Source organism: Variovorax sp. PDC80 (assembly GCF_900115375.1).
Taxonomy (GTDB): domain Bacteria; phylum Pseudomonadota; class Gammaproteobacteria; order Burkholderiales; family Burkholderiaceae_C; genus Variovorax.
In genome coordinates, this window is sequence record NZ_FOWG01000014.1 from 106,245 (window position 1) to 122,356 (window position 16,112).

Annotated in this window: 5 protein-coding genes; 1 reads left to right on the plus strand and 4 read right to left on the minus strand. The window is 72.0% G+C overall.

From position 1 onward, the window contains the following. Positions 1–4 precede the first annotated feature (4 nt). The gene (locus BM109_RS32665; protein ID WP_093352418.1) at positions 5–994 is read right to left on the minus strand and encodes a Bug family tripartite tricarboxylate transporter substrate binding protein; all 990 of its coding nucleotides are present in this window, start codon (positions 992–994) and stop codon (positions 5–7) included. A gap of 52 nt (positions 995–1,046) precedes the next feature. Next, positions 1,047–2,069 carry a cyclase family protein gene (locus BM109_RS32670; protein ID WP_093352420.1) on the minus strand — a complete coding sequence of 341 codons (1,023 nt, stop codon included), beginning with the start codon at positions 2,067–2,069 and terminating at the stop codon, positions 1,047–1,049. Positions 2,070–2,359: 290 nt separating this feature from the next. Between BM109_RS32670 and BM109_RS32675 the strand changes: the two genes are divergently transcribed. Next, positions 2,360–3,052, plus strand: coding sequence for a hypothetical protein (locus tag BM109_RS32675; RefSeq protein WP_143129296.1), 693 nt, complete (start codon positions 2,360–2,362; stop codon positions 3,050–3,052). On the opposite strand, the gene BM109_RS41370 is transcribed toward BM109_RS32675, so the two are convergent. Beyond that, entirely contained in the window at positions 3,049–3,663 is a 615-nt protein-coding gene (locus tag BM109_RS41370; protein WP_177239517.1) for an RNA polymerase sigma factor, read from the minus strand. The two genes, BM109_RS32675 and BM109_RS41370, sit on opposite strands and share 4 nt — an antisense overlap. Positions 3,664–3,754: 91 nt before the next feature. After that, on the minus strand, positions 3,755–15,922 hold the full coding sequence (locus BM109_RS32685; protein ID WP_177239518.1) for a filamentous haemagglutinin family protein: 12,168 nt from the start codon (positions 15,920–15,922) through the stop codon (positions 3,755–3,757). Positions 15,923–16,112 lie beyond the last annotated feature (190 nt).

Sequence of the window (16,112 nt, forward strand, 5' to 3'; positions counted from 1 at the left end):
GGACTCACTCCGCCTTGATATTGAGGCGCGTGATGAGCTCGCCCCACTTCTGGCTCTGCTGCTGCGTCACCTCGATCAGCTCGCCGGGCGTGCTCGCCTTGGCCTCGTTGCCGATCTTGTGCATCGCATCGGCGAAGCGCTTCGAGGTCGTGACCTTGCGCAGCGCCACATTGAGCTTGTCGATCACCGGCTTGGGCGTGCCGGCCGGCGCGAACACCGCATACCAGGTCTCGCCCACGATCGAGGGATAGCCGAGTTCCTTGAAGGTCGGCACCTCGGGCATCAGCGGCTGGCGGTCGGCGCTCAGGACCGCGATCGCGCGGTACTTGCCCGCGTTCACGTTCGGCAGCGCGCTCGTGAGCGCCTCCACGTTCGAATCGACGATGCCGCCGATCATGTCCATGGTGGCCGGCGCCGCGCCCTTGTAGTGCACCTGCGTCATCTTCACGTCGAGGCCGGTGGCGATCAGCTCGCCCAGCAGGTGGACCATGCTGCCCTGCCCGTTGGTGGCGTTGTTGATCTTGCCGGGGTTGGCCTTGGCATAGGCCACGTACTCGGCCACCGTCTTCGCGGGGAAGTCCTTCTTCACCACGAAGGCGAAGGGCACGGTGGCGACCGCCGCCACCGGCGCGAAGTCCTCGAGCTTGTAGGGCAGCTTGTCGATCAGGTGCGGCGTGGTGGTGAAGGTGCTGCCGGCCGACAGCAGCAGCGTGTGGCCGTCCTTGGGCGCGCGCGCCACGAACGAGGCGCCGATCGCTGTCGCCGCGCCGGCCTTGTTGTCGATGATGAAGGTGCCGCCCATCGCCTCGCCGAGCTGCACCGCGAGCTGGCGCCCCACCACGTCGCTGGTGCCGCCGGGCGGGAACGGCACGACCAGCGTGACGGGCTTGGTCGGCCAGTTGGCCGCGGCATCGGCCTGCGCCGCCGCGGCCAGCGGCAGCAGCGGCAGGGCCAGCACGGCGGCCAGCGCCAGGGTCTTCGATCGGATTCGCATGTCTCTTGTCTCCTTGGTTCTTCGTCGGTTCGCGCGTGTCGATGCGCGCGCTTCAGACCGTCGCCACCGGCGTGACCGGCGAGCCCACCGCGCCCGGCAGCCGCAGCGGCGGCGCGGTCAGCAGGAAGCTCGAGCGCTTGTGCTCGCGCAGCCATTGCGCGAGCTCGGCGAAATACCAGAGCTCGCCCAGGTGCAGGCCGAGCTTGAAGAGGCAGTGCGCATGCAACGGCAGTCCCGGGTAGGAGCCATTCGCGCCGGGGCGGGCCGGATAGGCCTCGACCGCGAAGTTGTCGGCGCAGATCGCGACGATGCCCGAGTCGGTGATCCACTGCAGCAGCTTCTCGTCGCGGCCGTCGAGCACCGCGCACGAGCGCGCCAGCACCTCGCCGTCGGGCTGCTTGTTCATCTCGAGGATCAGGTCGGCGAAGCCGGTGTACAGGCACAGGAAGTCGCCCTGCTCCACGCTCGCGCCCTGCGCCTCGAGCGCGGCCATCAGGCCGTCGTAGCCCACCAGCGCGCGCTCGCGGCCGTGGATGCGCTCGAGGTCGACCAGCACGCCGCGGCCCTGCACGCCGGCCGTGGCCATGCGCTCGATGCCGATCGAGCGCGCGCCCCAGCCGCGTTCGGCGTCGTCGGGGCCGACGATCTCGATGCCGGCGCGAAAGCCGTTGTAGTAGACCTTCTCGGGCCGGCCGTCGCCGTCGGCGTCGAACATCTGGCCCACGTGGCCGAGGCCGTCCCACTGCGTCGAGTACTGCAGGAACATCAGCACCGCGTCGTCCGAGATCACGTCGCAGAAGCAGTCGTTCACGTTCGACAGCCGGTAGTTGAAGTTGAAGCTGTCGCCGCGCTTCTCGTAGACGAACTTCGGCGCCTTGCGGTGCTGGAACAGCGTGTTGCCGCCCGGATGGTCGAGCGGCAAGCTCAGGCAGAACGCCGTGCCGTGCTCGACCTCGCGGAAGGCGCGCAGGCGCGTGGCCGGTGTCAGCAGGTTCATGCGGCCGATCTGGTCGTCGGGGCCGAAATCGCCCCAGTTCGATCCTTCGGGGCGGTGTTGCCAGCGTGGCTTGTCCATGGGCGGAGCTTTCTTGAAGAGAGAGGCCAAAGAAGGGCTGCGCGCGTGGAGTCGTGTCCCGTCTGCCGGCAGCAGACGAAACATACTATTAGGTATGGCACGCAGTCAATCGAGGCTGACCCTCGGGCTCGAGGACAGGTTTTATATCGATCCCTTGACTATCAAGCGCCTATCATTGCCTCTCTTCTCGATAGATACCACTCGGTATGTACTGGCATGGGATGGCTCGTGCGAGAGCGGCCTGTCACCGATACGGACGCGATGGCAGTCGCCGCCGATACCATCGGTCCATGCCGAGCGATCCCTCCTCCTCTCATCCCCACGCCCCGGAACCGCCCGAGGCCCTCTCGGCGACCGCGCGACAGACGCTCGATGCGTACCTCGCGCGAATCGACGGCCAGGACTTCTCCGGCGCGTCATTGCTTTCCGCCGCCGACATCGTCCGCTGGAGCCTGGACCTCCAATCGCTCCCGATACCGCGGCGGCTCGACGGCCTGGTGCTCGACGATCCGCAGACGAGCAACCATCACCTGCTGCTGACCGCGCCACCGCTGGCCGGCGCGGTCCTGTACCTGAGCCATGACGGCGACTCGCGCGTGGTGTTCGCCGATGTCGAGGACTTTCTCGACGCGGTCCGGCGCGCCGCCGCCGACGATCGGGAAGTCGAGGACTTCCATCCCTCGGTATCGCCGCCCGCCGACGACCAGGCGGGCCTGGGCGCGCTGATCCGCTCGCTGCTCGCTTCCGCGGACGACGAGGATGCGGCCGTTGCCTTCATTCCCTCGCTGGACCTGCGCGATACCGGGCTGCTGCGCGAACTCGCATTGCACGAGAACTTCTTCGTGACGGAAGCGCTCGCGGTGGAGATCGCGAAGCGTCCGGCCGAAGCGCTGCGCGAGATCGCATCGATGTGCGCGGCGCACGCGCACCCGCAGGCGGCGAATGCGGGCAAGCGAGCCGTGACGGCGGTGGCGTCGCTCTAGAGCCTGTCGACGCTGATCGACGACGCGCAATGGTCCAGCGTCCGTCGCAGCACCGTGTCGACCCGCCGCAGGCTCAGGTCGCAGCGCCGGGCGACCTCCTCGCGCGTCATCTCCTCGATGCGCAACCCGATCAGCACCGAGCGATGACGCTGCGGCAGATGCTGCAAGGCGCGCTCCACCGCCGCGAGTTCGGAGCGCGCATCGGCGATGGCCTCGGGGCCCGGCGAGAGATCGACGAGATGCTCGAGCTCGGTCTCGGCGTCGCTCGCGTACTGCCACGATCTGTCGGCGCGCAGCCGGTCGGTCGCCGCGTTGCAGGCGACGCGGTAGACATAGGCCTCGGGGCTTTGCGCCGCCTGCGCGGAGGTTCGATCGCCGAGGCGGATCCACGCATCGTGCAGGCTGTCGCTGGCCAGGTCGGGGCATCCCAGGTGATGCATCAGGCGCCGGTGCAGGCGCGCGTAGTTCGCCACCAGGAACACCTGCAGATCGGGGCCGATGCCCGCCGCGCCGCGGTCCTCTTCGCGCCCGAAGGCCAATGGCTCGAAGGACGCGGCCCAGCGGGCAGCGGATGCCGGACGCGCCGCGCTCGCATGAAGGGAGGGGGTCATGGTGGTGATGCTCGGGTGAAGAAGGCATGCGGCGGCCGGGCCTGCCGGTCGCGGCTGCCCGAATCCACCGAAGGCGCGCCGGTCCGGCGCGCTACAGGCCGAGGTTGGCGCGCTCCCGCGGCGTGAGTTGCCGGCGCGCCGAATCGGGCAGGTCGCCGACGCCCAGCACGCGCACCGAACTGGTCGCGTCGTAGCTGACGGGTTCCCTGCGCGGCGCGTTCGCCGGCGCGTCCGGACCGCCCGCCGGGCTCTCGTTGCCGAAGCCCAGCACGCGCACCGTGAAGACCGAGGGCAAGGCCTGCCGCGCGGCCGTGCGTTCGCGCTGCACCGTGTCCTGCGCCGCCATCGCGGCCTGCGAGGCGGCGGCGCTGGCATTGGTCAGCGCGCCCACGTTCACCGCGGCCACCACGGGAATACCGGCGCTCTTTCCCTGCACCTGGATGTTGGCCGCGTTGACCACCTGCAGCGCCGCGAGGTTGACGTTGCCCGACACGCGGATGCCCGCCTCGCCCGCGTCGATGGTGCCCAGTGGCGCGATCAGGTCGACGTCGCCCGGCGGCACTTCGGGAATCGGGTTCAGCGTCGCGATGCCCGCGCCGGTGCTCGGCACGTTGGGCGAGAGCTTCACGTTGCCCAGCGTGTCGTACTCGCGCTTGGGCGGCGTGTAGACCAGCGTGGTCTTGGCGCCGCGGCCGGCGTTGATGTCACCCGTGGCCGACCACGCGAGGATGTCGCCGCCGAAGGTGGTCATGATGCGCGACAGGCCCAGCAGGATGCTACCCTCGCTGTACATGTCGATGCTGCCCTCGCCCTGCGTCACGAGGCCCGCGGGCGTGACGCCGGAGAGGCTCGATGGCGTGATGCCCTCCACGCCCACCAGCGTCGTGCCGCCGGGCGCCAGCGTCTGGATGTCGCCGCCCGCCACGGTGCGCACGCCGGCATTGGTGTTCGCGCCCTGGTACAGCGTGATGCCGCCGTCGTGCACGATGGCCCGGCCCTGCGCATCGACGCCCGGGAACAGCGCCGCGATGGCATCGCGCCCGCGCAGGTAGCTGCCGAAGCGCTTGCTGCTCGCGTCGTTGTACTCGCGCCCGCCGGCCGTGAGCTCGGCATAGAACACCTGCCGCACGAAGATGCGCTGCTGCTCGGGCGCCAGGGCCTCGAAGTAGGCCAGCGCATCGGCGGCCGACGCGGCCGCGTAGCCGAAGCGCTCCCGCAGCCATTGCGCCAGCTCGGCGTCGTAGGTCTTGGCCACCTTGCCCGGCTGGTCGGCCAGCGCGCGCGAGGCATCGCTGGCATGGGCCGGATCGAGGTAGCGCGCCGCGAAGCCCGCGAAATCGCTCGCGCCCTGCCCAGGCAGCCCGGCGCCCAGGCCGGCCTGCAGCACGATGCTGGCGCCCGGGCGCAGGTCGCCGCTCTCGATGCCGCCCAGGCTGGTGAGGCTGGCGCTGTTGCCCTGGTAGATCTGCCGGCCCGCGCTGACCTCGAGCGTGCCCGGCCCGGCGATGTCGAAGTTGCTCTGGATCACGCTGCCGCCGGCCGCGATCATCGACACGTCGGTGGTCGCGTCGTGCACGATCAGGCCGCGGCTGCCGACGATGTCGCCGCCCGCGAGAACGCGCACCGGCTTCGAGGCCTGGTAGTACAGCGGCCCCGGCGAGTTCGGCGCGCTGGTGTCGGTCACCAGCTCCAGGCCCAGCTGCAGCCCGAGCACGTCGCCGTGCACCGCATAGACGTGGATCGGCGTGCCGTTGCCGGCCGCGCTGTCGTCGGTCAGGGTGTTGGGCCCGAACACGAACGGCGTGCCGCCGATGCCCATGTAGCCGTGGGCGCCGTAGTAGTCGTACAGGTGCTCGTAGATCGCCGTGTAGTCGAACGGGTCGATGTACGAGAAGGGATAGGGCGCGGTCCAGTAGTTGCTCGCGACGATGTAGTCGCCGACGGTGCCCGTCTGGATCACGCGCCAGGCCGGGTTCAGCGGCGTCGCCAGCGTCGCGCGCGAGCTGCCGAGCAGGCCGATCTGCCCGGTGTTGTTGGCCGGGTTGTTGGCCGAGTCGCCCACCACGCTGCCCTTGGCGAGCAGGTCGAGCGCGCCGCGCGGCGAGGGCAGCATCAGGGTGGCCGAATTGGCCGGGGCGTTGTAGATGCTGCCGCCCGCGGCCACCGCGCGCATCACCGGCGGCAGGAACTGCGTGAGCGTGGTGCCGAAGGCCGTGAGGTTGCCGCCGGCCGAGAACAGCTCGGCGCCGCTGTCCTCGGACCACAGCGTGAACCAGGTCGCGCCCGCGCCGCCGGTGGGATTGCCGTCCAGCGGCACCGCGGTGTCGACGTGCTGGCCCACGCGGCCCGGGTCGATCAACGTGTTGAGCGCCAGGTCGCCCAGCGTGCGCACCGACACCGTGCCGTCGCCGGGCGCGAAGTTCAGCGCATCGCGCGTCTCGGCCGCATAGGCGGTGCGCGGATCGAGCGTGCGCGGGTCGGTGTTGCGCGCGCCGTAGTTCTTGAGCTCGAGCGTGCCCGCGTGCTGTGCGTCGACCAGGGTGTCGCCGCGCAGGTTGGCGTACACGCCGGCGTAGATGCCGCCGCCCGCGCTCACGCGCAGCGTGCCGCCGCCGGTCTGCTGCAGCTGGCCGTCGACCACGCGCCCGCTGCCGCCCACCGCGACCGCGATGCCGTCCAGGCCGGGCTTGGAGGTCGAATCGTTCCAGCCGTGCGGGCTGCCGATGTTGCCGCCGGCGCGCACCGACACGTTGCCGCCGCCGAGCGCGCCGATGCCCGAGAAGGCCGGCAGCGTGAGCGAGTAGTTGAAGCCGTCGCTGTCGACCGCGTAGCTGCCGAAGTTGATGCCCCAGCCGGTCTTCTGCCCCAGCGCATCGCCGCCCTGGCGCCAGAGCCATTCGCCGACCGACTGCGTGCCGGCGTCCTGGAAGCCCGTGATGTCGCCCTGTGCCCAGAGGCTGAGGTCGCCGCCGCCGCCCGCGTACCACATGCGCTGCGCGCCGAGGGTGGCGCCGTAGGCGTCCTGGTAGGGACCGAAGGCCGTGCCGTCGGACTGCAGCGAGCGCGGTGCGTTGTAGCCCGAGTCGGGGCCGGTGTCCGCCAGCTGCGTGCCGGCGGTGTAGACGCCGAACGGCGACTTCTGCACGTAGCTGCCGCCGGCGTAGAGCCCGAGGTCGCCGGTGCCGGTGCGCACCACGCTCACCGCGGCGAAGGGCGCATCGCCCGCGGTGCCCGCATAGTGCAGGTCGTCGAGCACCAGCGCGCCCTTGCCGCCGAGCCGCGACGACGGCAGCACGACGCGGCTGTCGGCGCTCTGCAGGTCGGCGCCGCTGACCAGCCGCATCGACCACGACTGCATGCCGGGCGCGAGCATCGGCGCCGTCGCCCACATGCGGCCCTGCGTGCCGTCGGCACCGGTCGGGCGGTCCGCCCAGCCGTTGTCGTCGGGCGTGGCGCCCGGTGGCGCGAAGCCGTCGTTGATGCTGCCGCGGATGTTCAGGTCGCCCGCGGCGCGCAGCACGATCGTGCCCGGCTCGCCCGCGCCGCGCCGCGCGGGATCGGCCTTCGGGCCGTAGCGCAGGCCCGAGAGATCGAGGTCGCCCTCGGTGCTCAGGTCGCCGCTGGCGCGGATCTCCACGCCGGGACGCAGGTGGAAGGCATCGCCGTAGGCCGTGAGCCCCGCGAGCCGGCCGCGCAGCGCGGCGTTGGCCCAGGCCGCGTCGATGAAGGCCGCGTTGCGCCGGTCGACCTGGTTCAGGCCCACCTTGCCGTTGGCGCCGACCGCGCCGCCGGCCGCGTCGCCGTTGTCCTGCGTGACGGTGCCGTTCGCATCCGTGGGCGTGTAGGTCCAGAAGGCATCGAGCGCGATGCTCGCGGCACCCTTGACCGACAGCGCGCCGCCGGCCTCGATCCTGAGGTCGCCGGCGGTCTCGCCGATGCGCGGCGCCGCGAGGCCGAACTGGCCACGCGCCACGTCGTCGGCCGCGCGCAGATCGACGCTGGCGCCGCCGGCCAGCCGCAGGGTGCCGGCCGTGGTGGCGAGCGACACCCGGGCCCGGTTCGAGGCATCGATGGCCTGGCCCTGGCTGTCGACCGCGAGCCGCGTGCCGTGCGCGTCGAGCACCGCGCCGGCACCCAGCGAGAGATCGTCGCGCGCCGCCAGCGCGATGCTGCCGACGTCGGGGCCCGAGGCGTCGATGCGGCCGTCGATGGCCAGGCTGCCGCCATTGACCGTGATGCTGACCTCGTGCGCGCGCAGGCTGCCCACGCGCAGGTCGCCGCTGCCGAGCGTGAAGTCGCGCGCGCCGAAGAAGCCAGCGCCATCGAGTTGCGTGTTGTAGGCCGCGAAGTCGGCGTCGCCGAAGCGGTCGGCTGCCAGCGTGAAGCGGCCGTCCGCGAAGCCGCGGCCCTCCTGTGTGCCGCCGCCCTGCCCGCGCAGCGTGCCGCCGAGCCGGACCTGTCCGCCCGCGCCCAGCGCGCTCGCGCTCAGCGAGCCGGCGTCGTTGTGCGCGGCCGAGACGTCGATGCGCGAGCCCGCGCCCTGCGCGATGCTGCCGCCGGTGCTGGTCAGCGTCACGCTGCCGCCCCAGCTGTAGCGCGTGAGGTCGAAGAAGGCGATGCCGCGGCCCGCCAGGTCGATCTGCGCGTGGTCGCCGAGCGCGATGTCGCCCTCGGCCTGCACGTCGAGCCTGCCGCTGGGCAGTGCCACGGCGGTGTCGAGCGACACCGAGCGCCCCTGCAGCGCGATGCGGCCGCCGAGTTCGTCGAAGGCCGCCGTGTCGGCGACCGCCACGCCCTCGGGCGTGGCGATGCGCAGCGCACCGCCCGCGGCATAGCGCATCGACGAGCCGGCCTGGCCCGCGAGCAGCGGCGTGTTCATGCGCAGGTCGCCGTCCACCAGCCGGCCGTCGGCGCCGCGCGCATGGCCGACCGAGAGCGAGCCGGCGCTGTTGGACACGATGCTGTCGCTGGCATTGATCTCGACACCGGCGAAGCCCAGCGCGACGCGGTCGAGCGTGGCCTGCGCCTGCGGCCGGCTCAGCGCGTCGTAGCCGAACTGCACGCTCTGCGCATCGATCACCAGCCGGCCGCTGCCGGTGCCCGGGCCGCCGGCCTGCACCGGCGCGGGCAGCGCGCTGGCGTAGGGGCTGGCGACGGTGCCGGCACCGGTCGCGACGCCGTTCCACACCAGCGATCGGGTCGCGATGCGCACCGTGTCCGCGCTGTCGCCCCAGCCGTAGAAGGCCGGCGTGTTGAGTACCAACTGGGCCTGCGCGTTGCCGGTGTCGAGCGAGAGCGAGCCGAAGAAATTGAAGGCCCCGCCGGCCGACAGGCTCAGCCGCTCGAGCGCCGGCACGCCCGCGTCGGCGGCCGGACGCAGCAGCCGGTCGAGCACGTCCTGGGTCAGTTGCCAGCCCGCGGGCAACGCACCGGCGGCCCGCGCCGCGGCGAGCGAATCGGCAGTGCCGATGTTGATCTGGTTCTGCGACACCGAGAGATAGCGCGCGCCCAGCCGCGCATCGCCGAGCACCAGATCACCGGGCGCGGCGAAGGCGATGGTGCCTTCGGTCAGCAAGGTGGCGCCGTCGGCCACGGTGACGCGGCCCGGCCCCACCGACGGCAGGAAGTCGAGCCAGCCGTTGCCCACCGCCAGCACCGCGGGCGTGTCGCTGGTGGCGCTGCTGCGCAGGTTGTTGGCATAGATGTAGCCGAGGTCGGAGTCGATGCCGGGGGAGCCGAAGCCGCGCGTGTCGAGCGTGGCACCGCCGTCCACCGTGACCTCGTCGCGCCCGAGCAGAAAGATCTGGCCCGCGCGCAGGGTGGCGCCGTCGCGCACGTGCAGCGCGTTGCCGCCGTTGTAGACCTGCGTGAAGTACAGGCGCGCGCCGTCGCCCGACGAATCCAGACCGTTGAAGTAGGTGTACCAGCCGCCCAGGGCCAGCGTGCTGGCGCCGAAGGCGCTGAGCTCGCTGGCCGCGAGCGAGATCGCGCCGGGCACCGGTGCCGCGCCGGGGCCGGTGATCTCCATGTCGGCATTGCCGATCACGAAGAGCTGGCCCGGGATGCCGCCGGCCGCGGCGTCGAAGCGCGCGCTGCCGCCGAAGCGCAGCGGCGCGGCCACCTCGTCGCTCTGCCGGAAGTCCAGCAGCAGGGTCTTGCCGTCCGACGGCAACCGCGCGCGCCGGCCATCGAACTGCGCCGCCTGCGAGAGCGCGAAGTCGGCATAGCTGGTTTCGTTGAACTGGGTGTAGCTGCGCACCGCCTGGCCGGGCGTCAGCAGCAGTTCGCGCGGCAGCGATTCGCGGATGCCGGTGCCGGCCAGTTGCAGCGTGCCTTCGGTGCGCCACGAGCCGCCGGGCACGGCCACCAGGCCCGACTGGCGCGCCGGCAGCAGCGCATCCTGCGGCGCGCCGAGCTCGACGCGGAAGGCACCGGGCAGCAGCGCATAGCTGGCCGGCAGCAGCGTGTAGGTGCCCGCGGGCAGGCCCGGCACGCCGGCCCCCACCGTCACCTGCTGGCCGATGGCGGGGTCGCCCGCGCCCTTGTCGGCGAGGGTCGGCGCATAGGCCGCGGCATAGCCGGGCACGACCGCATACACCGCGTTGCCCGCGCTGCTGTAGCGGTTGAGCGCCGGGTTGGCGTTGTACAGCGGCGTGGCCAGCACGTTGACCGAGCCGCCGCGGCCCGAGACGAAGCCCTCGCCCATCAATTGGCCGCCGCCCGCGAGATCGAGCACCGCGCCGGGCTCGACCTGGATCGACTTGCCGGCGATCGCGATGTTGACCTGCGCCTGCGCGAGGTCGAACAGCGTGCCGCTCGCGCCCTGGTAGGTCAGGCCGTCCTGGGTACCGCCGAAGGGCATGACCAGCCCCTGCGCGCTGACCGAGGTCAGGCTGCCGTCGCGCAGCACCACCTTGCCGTCGAACAGGCGGTTCGCACCGGCCGCGGTCTGCCAGGCGATGTTGGTGAGCGGGCCGCCGAGTTCGTTGAGCGCGATGACGCCGAGCGGCGCGCGCACCACGCCGCCCTGGTCGACCGTGCCGCCGGCCAGCAGCAGGGCGCCGAACACCGAGGCCGGCACCGGCGCGGCATTGCCGTTCGAGCGGATCGCGAGCACGCTGTCGGGATCGATGCCGCCGCTGGTGCCGTTGCCCCTGGCGCCCGCGAGCAGACCGCCGTACTTGCCGCTCATCGGATAGAGCTGCGCCGCGGTGGCCACGATGTCGCCGCTCGATGTCACCGCGCCCGCGAAGCGGATGTCGCCGCTGCTGGTGAGCGCCGTCGTGTCGAAGGCCAGCGCCGAGGCCGTGTGCGCCGGCACCATCGGCCCCGCGCCGCCCAGGTACACGCTCATGCCGTCGAGCACCTGGCCGTAGATGTCGATCAGGTCGCCCGAGAGCGACAGCAGGCTGCCCTTCGAGACACCGGGCCCGGCCGTCGGCCCGACCAGGCCGGGCTGGTAGCGGCTGCCGTTGGGCGTCCAGTCGACGCCGCCGTCGAGCCGGATGTAGGGTGCCGCGATGCGGACCTGCGCCGTGGGCGTGCCGTCGGCCATGGTGAACACGCCGCTCTTGAAGTTGAGGCTGCGCCCGAGCGAGAGATCGACGTCGCCGTCGAACACCATCAGGTCGTGCGCATACAGCGTCAGCGCATCGAAGCCACCGGCCTCGATCTGGTCGACGCCCAGCGCCGCATTGCCCCAGCGCAGCGCCGCATCGGCCTGGCCGGGCCGCAGCGTGGACGGCAGCGCGGTCGGCACGTGCCGCTGCGACAGCGTGATGCGGTGCAGCACCTGGTCGTCGTCGGTGGCCGTGTCGTAGATGCGGTTGTTCATCTCCAGCGTGAGCGTGCCGCCCGCCGCGCCGGCACCGCCGGCACGCGCCAGCAGCTGGCCGTCGAGGAACATGCCGTCGTAGGAGCGCAGCGCGATGCTGCCGCCGTCGCCCGCGATCTGCACCGGATGCGCGGGCGCCGACGCGGCGCCGCCGGCCGCGAGATCGATGCCGGCCTGGCTGCCCGAGGCATCGAGCACGGCACCGGGCCGCACCACGATGAAGGCTTGCGCCAGGCCGAGCTCGATGGATCCGCCATCGGGCGCGATGCCGTAGGGCCGGCCCAGCGTGTCGCGCGCCACGTAGGGCCGCGCCGCCACGTCGAGCCGCGCGTCGTCGCCGATCCAGATCGAGGTGCCCGGACCGCCGGCCGCCAGGTTCAGCGACGCGACCGAGATGCGGCCGCCCCAGGCGTTGAGCGTGCCGTCGATGGTGACCTGGCCGCCGCTGCTGAGCAGCGCGATCTCCTGGCCCGGATCGACCGTGACCACCGCGCCCGCGCCGATCGACAGCGGCACCACGTCGGACACCGCACCGATGGTGGTGCCCGCGACCTGCGAGCCCAGCGCCAGGCTGGCGCCGCCGCGTTGCGCGAGCTTCGCGTGCAACGGGTCCTCGGTGTAGAGCGGCGGCGTCCACAGCTGCAGCGCGCGCGCCGTCTCGGTGCCGGTCGGCGGCAGCGGCGCGCTGCCGTCCCAGCGGTAGACCGGCATGCGCACGTCCAGTTGCGTGCCGTCGAGCACGGCGACGCCGTCGTGGCCCGTCACCGTGTAGTGCGAGAAGCCGCTGCGGAACAGCGAGGGATCGAGGCCGAGCACCGGCTGCACCGCGCTGTCGCGCTGCAGCACCACGCCCGGCGCGAGCAGCGTGCCGGCCGCGAGCCGGATCGGCGCGCTCGCGACGCTGCCGGGCGCGTAGTGCTGGGTGCTGGGCGGGATCGGGATGCCGTCGGGGAAGGCATCGGCGGGCACCACGTCGCCCGCCGCGAACTGCGAGATGTAGTAGAGGCTGATGCCGGCCGGCACCACGCTGCCCGACTGGAACAGGCTGGTGGCGCCGCGCGCGTCGATGCCATAGGCGACCTGGCCGGGGCCCAGGCGCCACGCGGCCGCCGTGACCACCACCGAGGTGCCGTAGCTCAGCGCGGGCACGACCGTGGCCTGCACCTGCTCGCCCGGCGCGAGCCGGCTGACGGTGATCTGGTCGACCGGCACCGTCTCGCCGGGCTGGATCACGTAGTCGTGCAGCAGCCGCAGGCTCACCTGCGCGCCTTCGCCGGCCATCAGCTCGCCGGGGTTGCGCAGCACCTCGCCGCCGATGCCGATCGCCGTGCCCGACTCGATGCTGAGGCTGCCCCCACCCGTGACGCCATAGCCGCGCAACGTGCCACCGAGTTGCAGTTCCGCATGGCCCGGCGCCCGGTTGCTGCCGTCGTTGAGGTTGATGCTGGCCGCGAGCGCGATGTCGCCGCCCCTGCCGCCGGTCAATGCGCCGCTCTGGCCGACCGAGGCGCCCGAGGAGACGTCGACCACGCTGCCCGCGCCCAGCCGCACGTCGCCGATGCTGCGGATCGACACGCTGCCGCCGTCGATGTAGGGCGCGAACGCGATGTCGCCGGCGTCCTGCTGCAGGTTGCTCCACAGGCCGCGCGCATCGAGCATCACGCCCGCGCCGACCGTGACCTGCGTCGTCTTGCCCGCGGCGGCATAGATCGCCTGGTCGACGGTCCGGCCCGTGGTCAGCGTGACGGTGCGCACGTTGCCCAGCGCGATCTCGCCGCCGCGCGCCGTGAGGTCGGCGTTGACGTCGACCTGCGGCGCGTAGAGCCGAATGGCACCGCCGGGCGTCGCCGCGAGCTCGCCGTCGACCGTCACGCCGTTCTTCGCGGCGGCCATGAGCGTGCCCAGGCCGAAGCCGTCGACGAGGCGGCTGTCCACCACCACCTTGCCCTGCAGTTCCTCGGGCAGCGGCGCGGCCTGGCTGCCGCCCTGCAGGCTGTCCGCGACCGCGGCCGTGTCGGGCGCGAACACGATCTCGTTCGAGGTCGGCGCCAGGTTGTGGAAGATCCCCAGCGGGCCGTTCTTCGCGTCGGTGTTCAGCGCCGTGCGCCAGTCGCCCAGCATCCACTGCGCCGCGCGCGCGGCCGCGAACTGCGACTGCCCGTAGCCGTCGAGCCCGGCCTGCGGCTTCTGCACCTGCCGCGGCCCCTGGTAGGCGGTGGCCGTGACATCGCCCTCGAGCACCGCCGCGCCGGTGGCCACGATCAGTTGCCCCGCGTCGCGGCCGATCGTGTAGCCGCTCTCCAGCCGCTGCTGCGGACCGATCAGCGGGTTGTAGTAGTAGGCCGTGTTCTCGTCGCCCCAGCGCGGGTGCGCGTCCTCGTAGCCCTTGTACAGGCCCTGGTACTGCACGTCCGCCGGTGCATCGTCGACGCGGTAGAGCCGCCCGTCCGCACCCTTGAGCCAGCTCTGGCGCAGCATGCCGGTCTGCACGTCCAGCGTGCCGCCCGAGAGGTTGAGGTTCGAGCCCTTCTGCGTGACGAGCTCGCCGCCCGCGAAGGCGATGCTGCCGCCCTGCGCGGCCCACTCGCCGATGCCGTGGCCCTGCAGGCCCAGGTAGCCGCCGACCTCGAGCAGGCCGCCTTGCGTGTACCAGCGTTCCTTGTCGTAGCCGCCGACGCCGGCGGGCACGTAGAGCAGCTTCCGGCGGTCGATCCACACGTTGGCGTTGTTGAGCCGGGTGGTGTCGCGGTTCAGCGGCGCATCGCGCTGCTCGTTGCCCTGCACGTTGATCTCGACGTTGTTCGAGGCCATCGCCACCTGCACGCCGACCGCGCCGGAGACGTCGAGCCGGGCCTGGCTCGCGACATTGCTGCGGCCCTTCGCGCTCACCGCGACCTGGCCGCCGGTGGCCAGGGTCAGCGAGCCGCCCTCGAAGCCGACGTCGCCGCCGGAGACGATCTCCAAGCGCGACAGGTCGCGGCGGTCGTCCATGCGCGCCAGGTTGTCGAACACGCCGGGCGTGACGGGTACCGTCATGCGCGCCAGGTCCTGCTTCGCCGACTCGCTGATCAAGGCGTCGCGCTGGCTGTCGAGCGCGCTGCCGGCGCTGTCGTCGAGCACGATGGCGTTGGTGGCGTGCGCGCCGATGGTCACCCTGCCCAGCGCATCGCTGGCCGAGTTCAGCAGGTGGATGCTGCCGCGGGCATTGACGGTGGTGGTGGCGAGCGCGACGCCGTCCTGCACCACCTGGCGGCCCGCGAGCGTGATGTCGCCTTCGGGCGCCTGCAGCAGGCCGGTGTTGCTCACCGCGCCCGCCGTGCTGTCGACCTTGAACTGCGGCGAGACCTCGTTGCCGCGCGTGGTCGCATAGGCATTCGCCGTCGTGGCCTGGCCGGCGCGGATGAGAAAGGAATCGCCGGCCGCCAGCTGGACCTGACCGCGCGGCGTGCTGATCTGCCCGGCATTGCCGACCTCGGTGCCCAGCAGCAGCACATAGCCGCCGCCCTGCGTGACGGAGGCGGGCGCCGTGGTCGCGATCCGCGCGCCGGCCTCGACCTTCACGCTGCCCAGCGCGTCGGTGAAGCTGGGCGCATAGGTCCCGTCCTGCTGCGCGCTGTAGATGCCGCGCGCCTTGAACTGCTCGTCGCCGATCTTCGCGGCTGCCGCCACCAGGTTGCGTGTATCGACCTGGCTGCTGCCCGAGAACACCACGCCGTTGCGGTTGGCGATCAACACCGTGCCGTCGCCCTTGATCTGGCCCTGGATCTGCGAAGGCCGTGCCTGCGGGTCGTTGACACGGTTGAGCACCGCCCAATCGGGCTGCTGCTGGAACTGCACCGTCGTGTTCCTGCCGACGTTGAAGCTCTCCCAATTGAGGATCGCCTTGTCGCCGGTCTGCTGGATCGCGACCTGCGTGCGGCCACCGACCTGCGATTGCACGGGCGCATTGGCATTGAGCCAGCCGGCGGTCAGCGAATCGGTATCGACCTTCAAGCCACCGTCGGCGAGACCGTCGGGCACCGACGAGGGATCGTTCTGCGCGGCCTGGCGCGCGGCCGCCTGTGCCGCCTGCTGCGCCGCGATCGCCTGCGCGGCCAGGTTGAGGTTGCCGATCGAACGCTGCAACTGCGCGCTGGCCTGCTGCTGCTGCGCCTGCGGGTTGGTCAGCGTGGAGGCCGGCATGCCGTTGGGCAGCCGGCCCGTGGCCATCGCCGTGCTCTGCGCCATGTTCTTCTGCGCCATCCAGCCCGCGCTGAAGGCGTGCTGCGCATGCACGCTGCCGCCCGCGCCCGCGGCAATCAGGAGCGCGGCGACGGCCGATGCCGGCGGCGTCAGGCGCCAGCCCAGCCCCTGCGAGGCCGGCGCAGACGACGCGGGCGGCCTGCCGTGGGCCTTGCGGCGCGCCGCTGCATGGAACGATTTCATGAGGGTACTTTCCTGGAACTGTTTGAAAGGGTGACGAAGGACGCCGGCCCCGGGCACGCGACGCATGGGAAAAGGACATCCATGCCTCGATGACGTGCCTCGTCGAAAGAAGTCGCAATGCTTCTCGAACTTTTTTTCTGGAATTTCGCGCGGCACCCGCGCCGGGGCCCCCGCTACCGCGGTTGAAGAG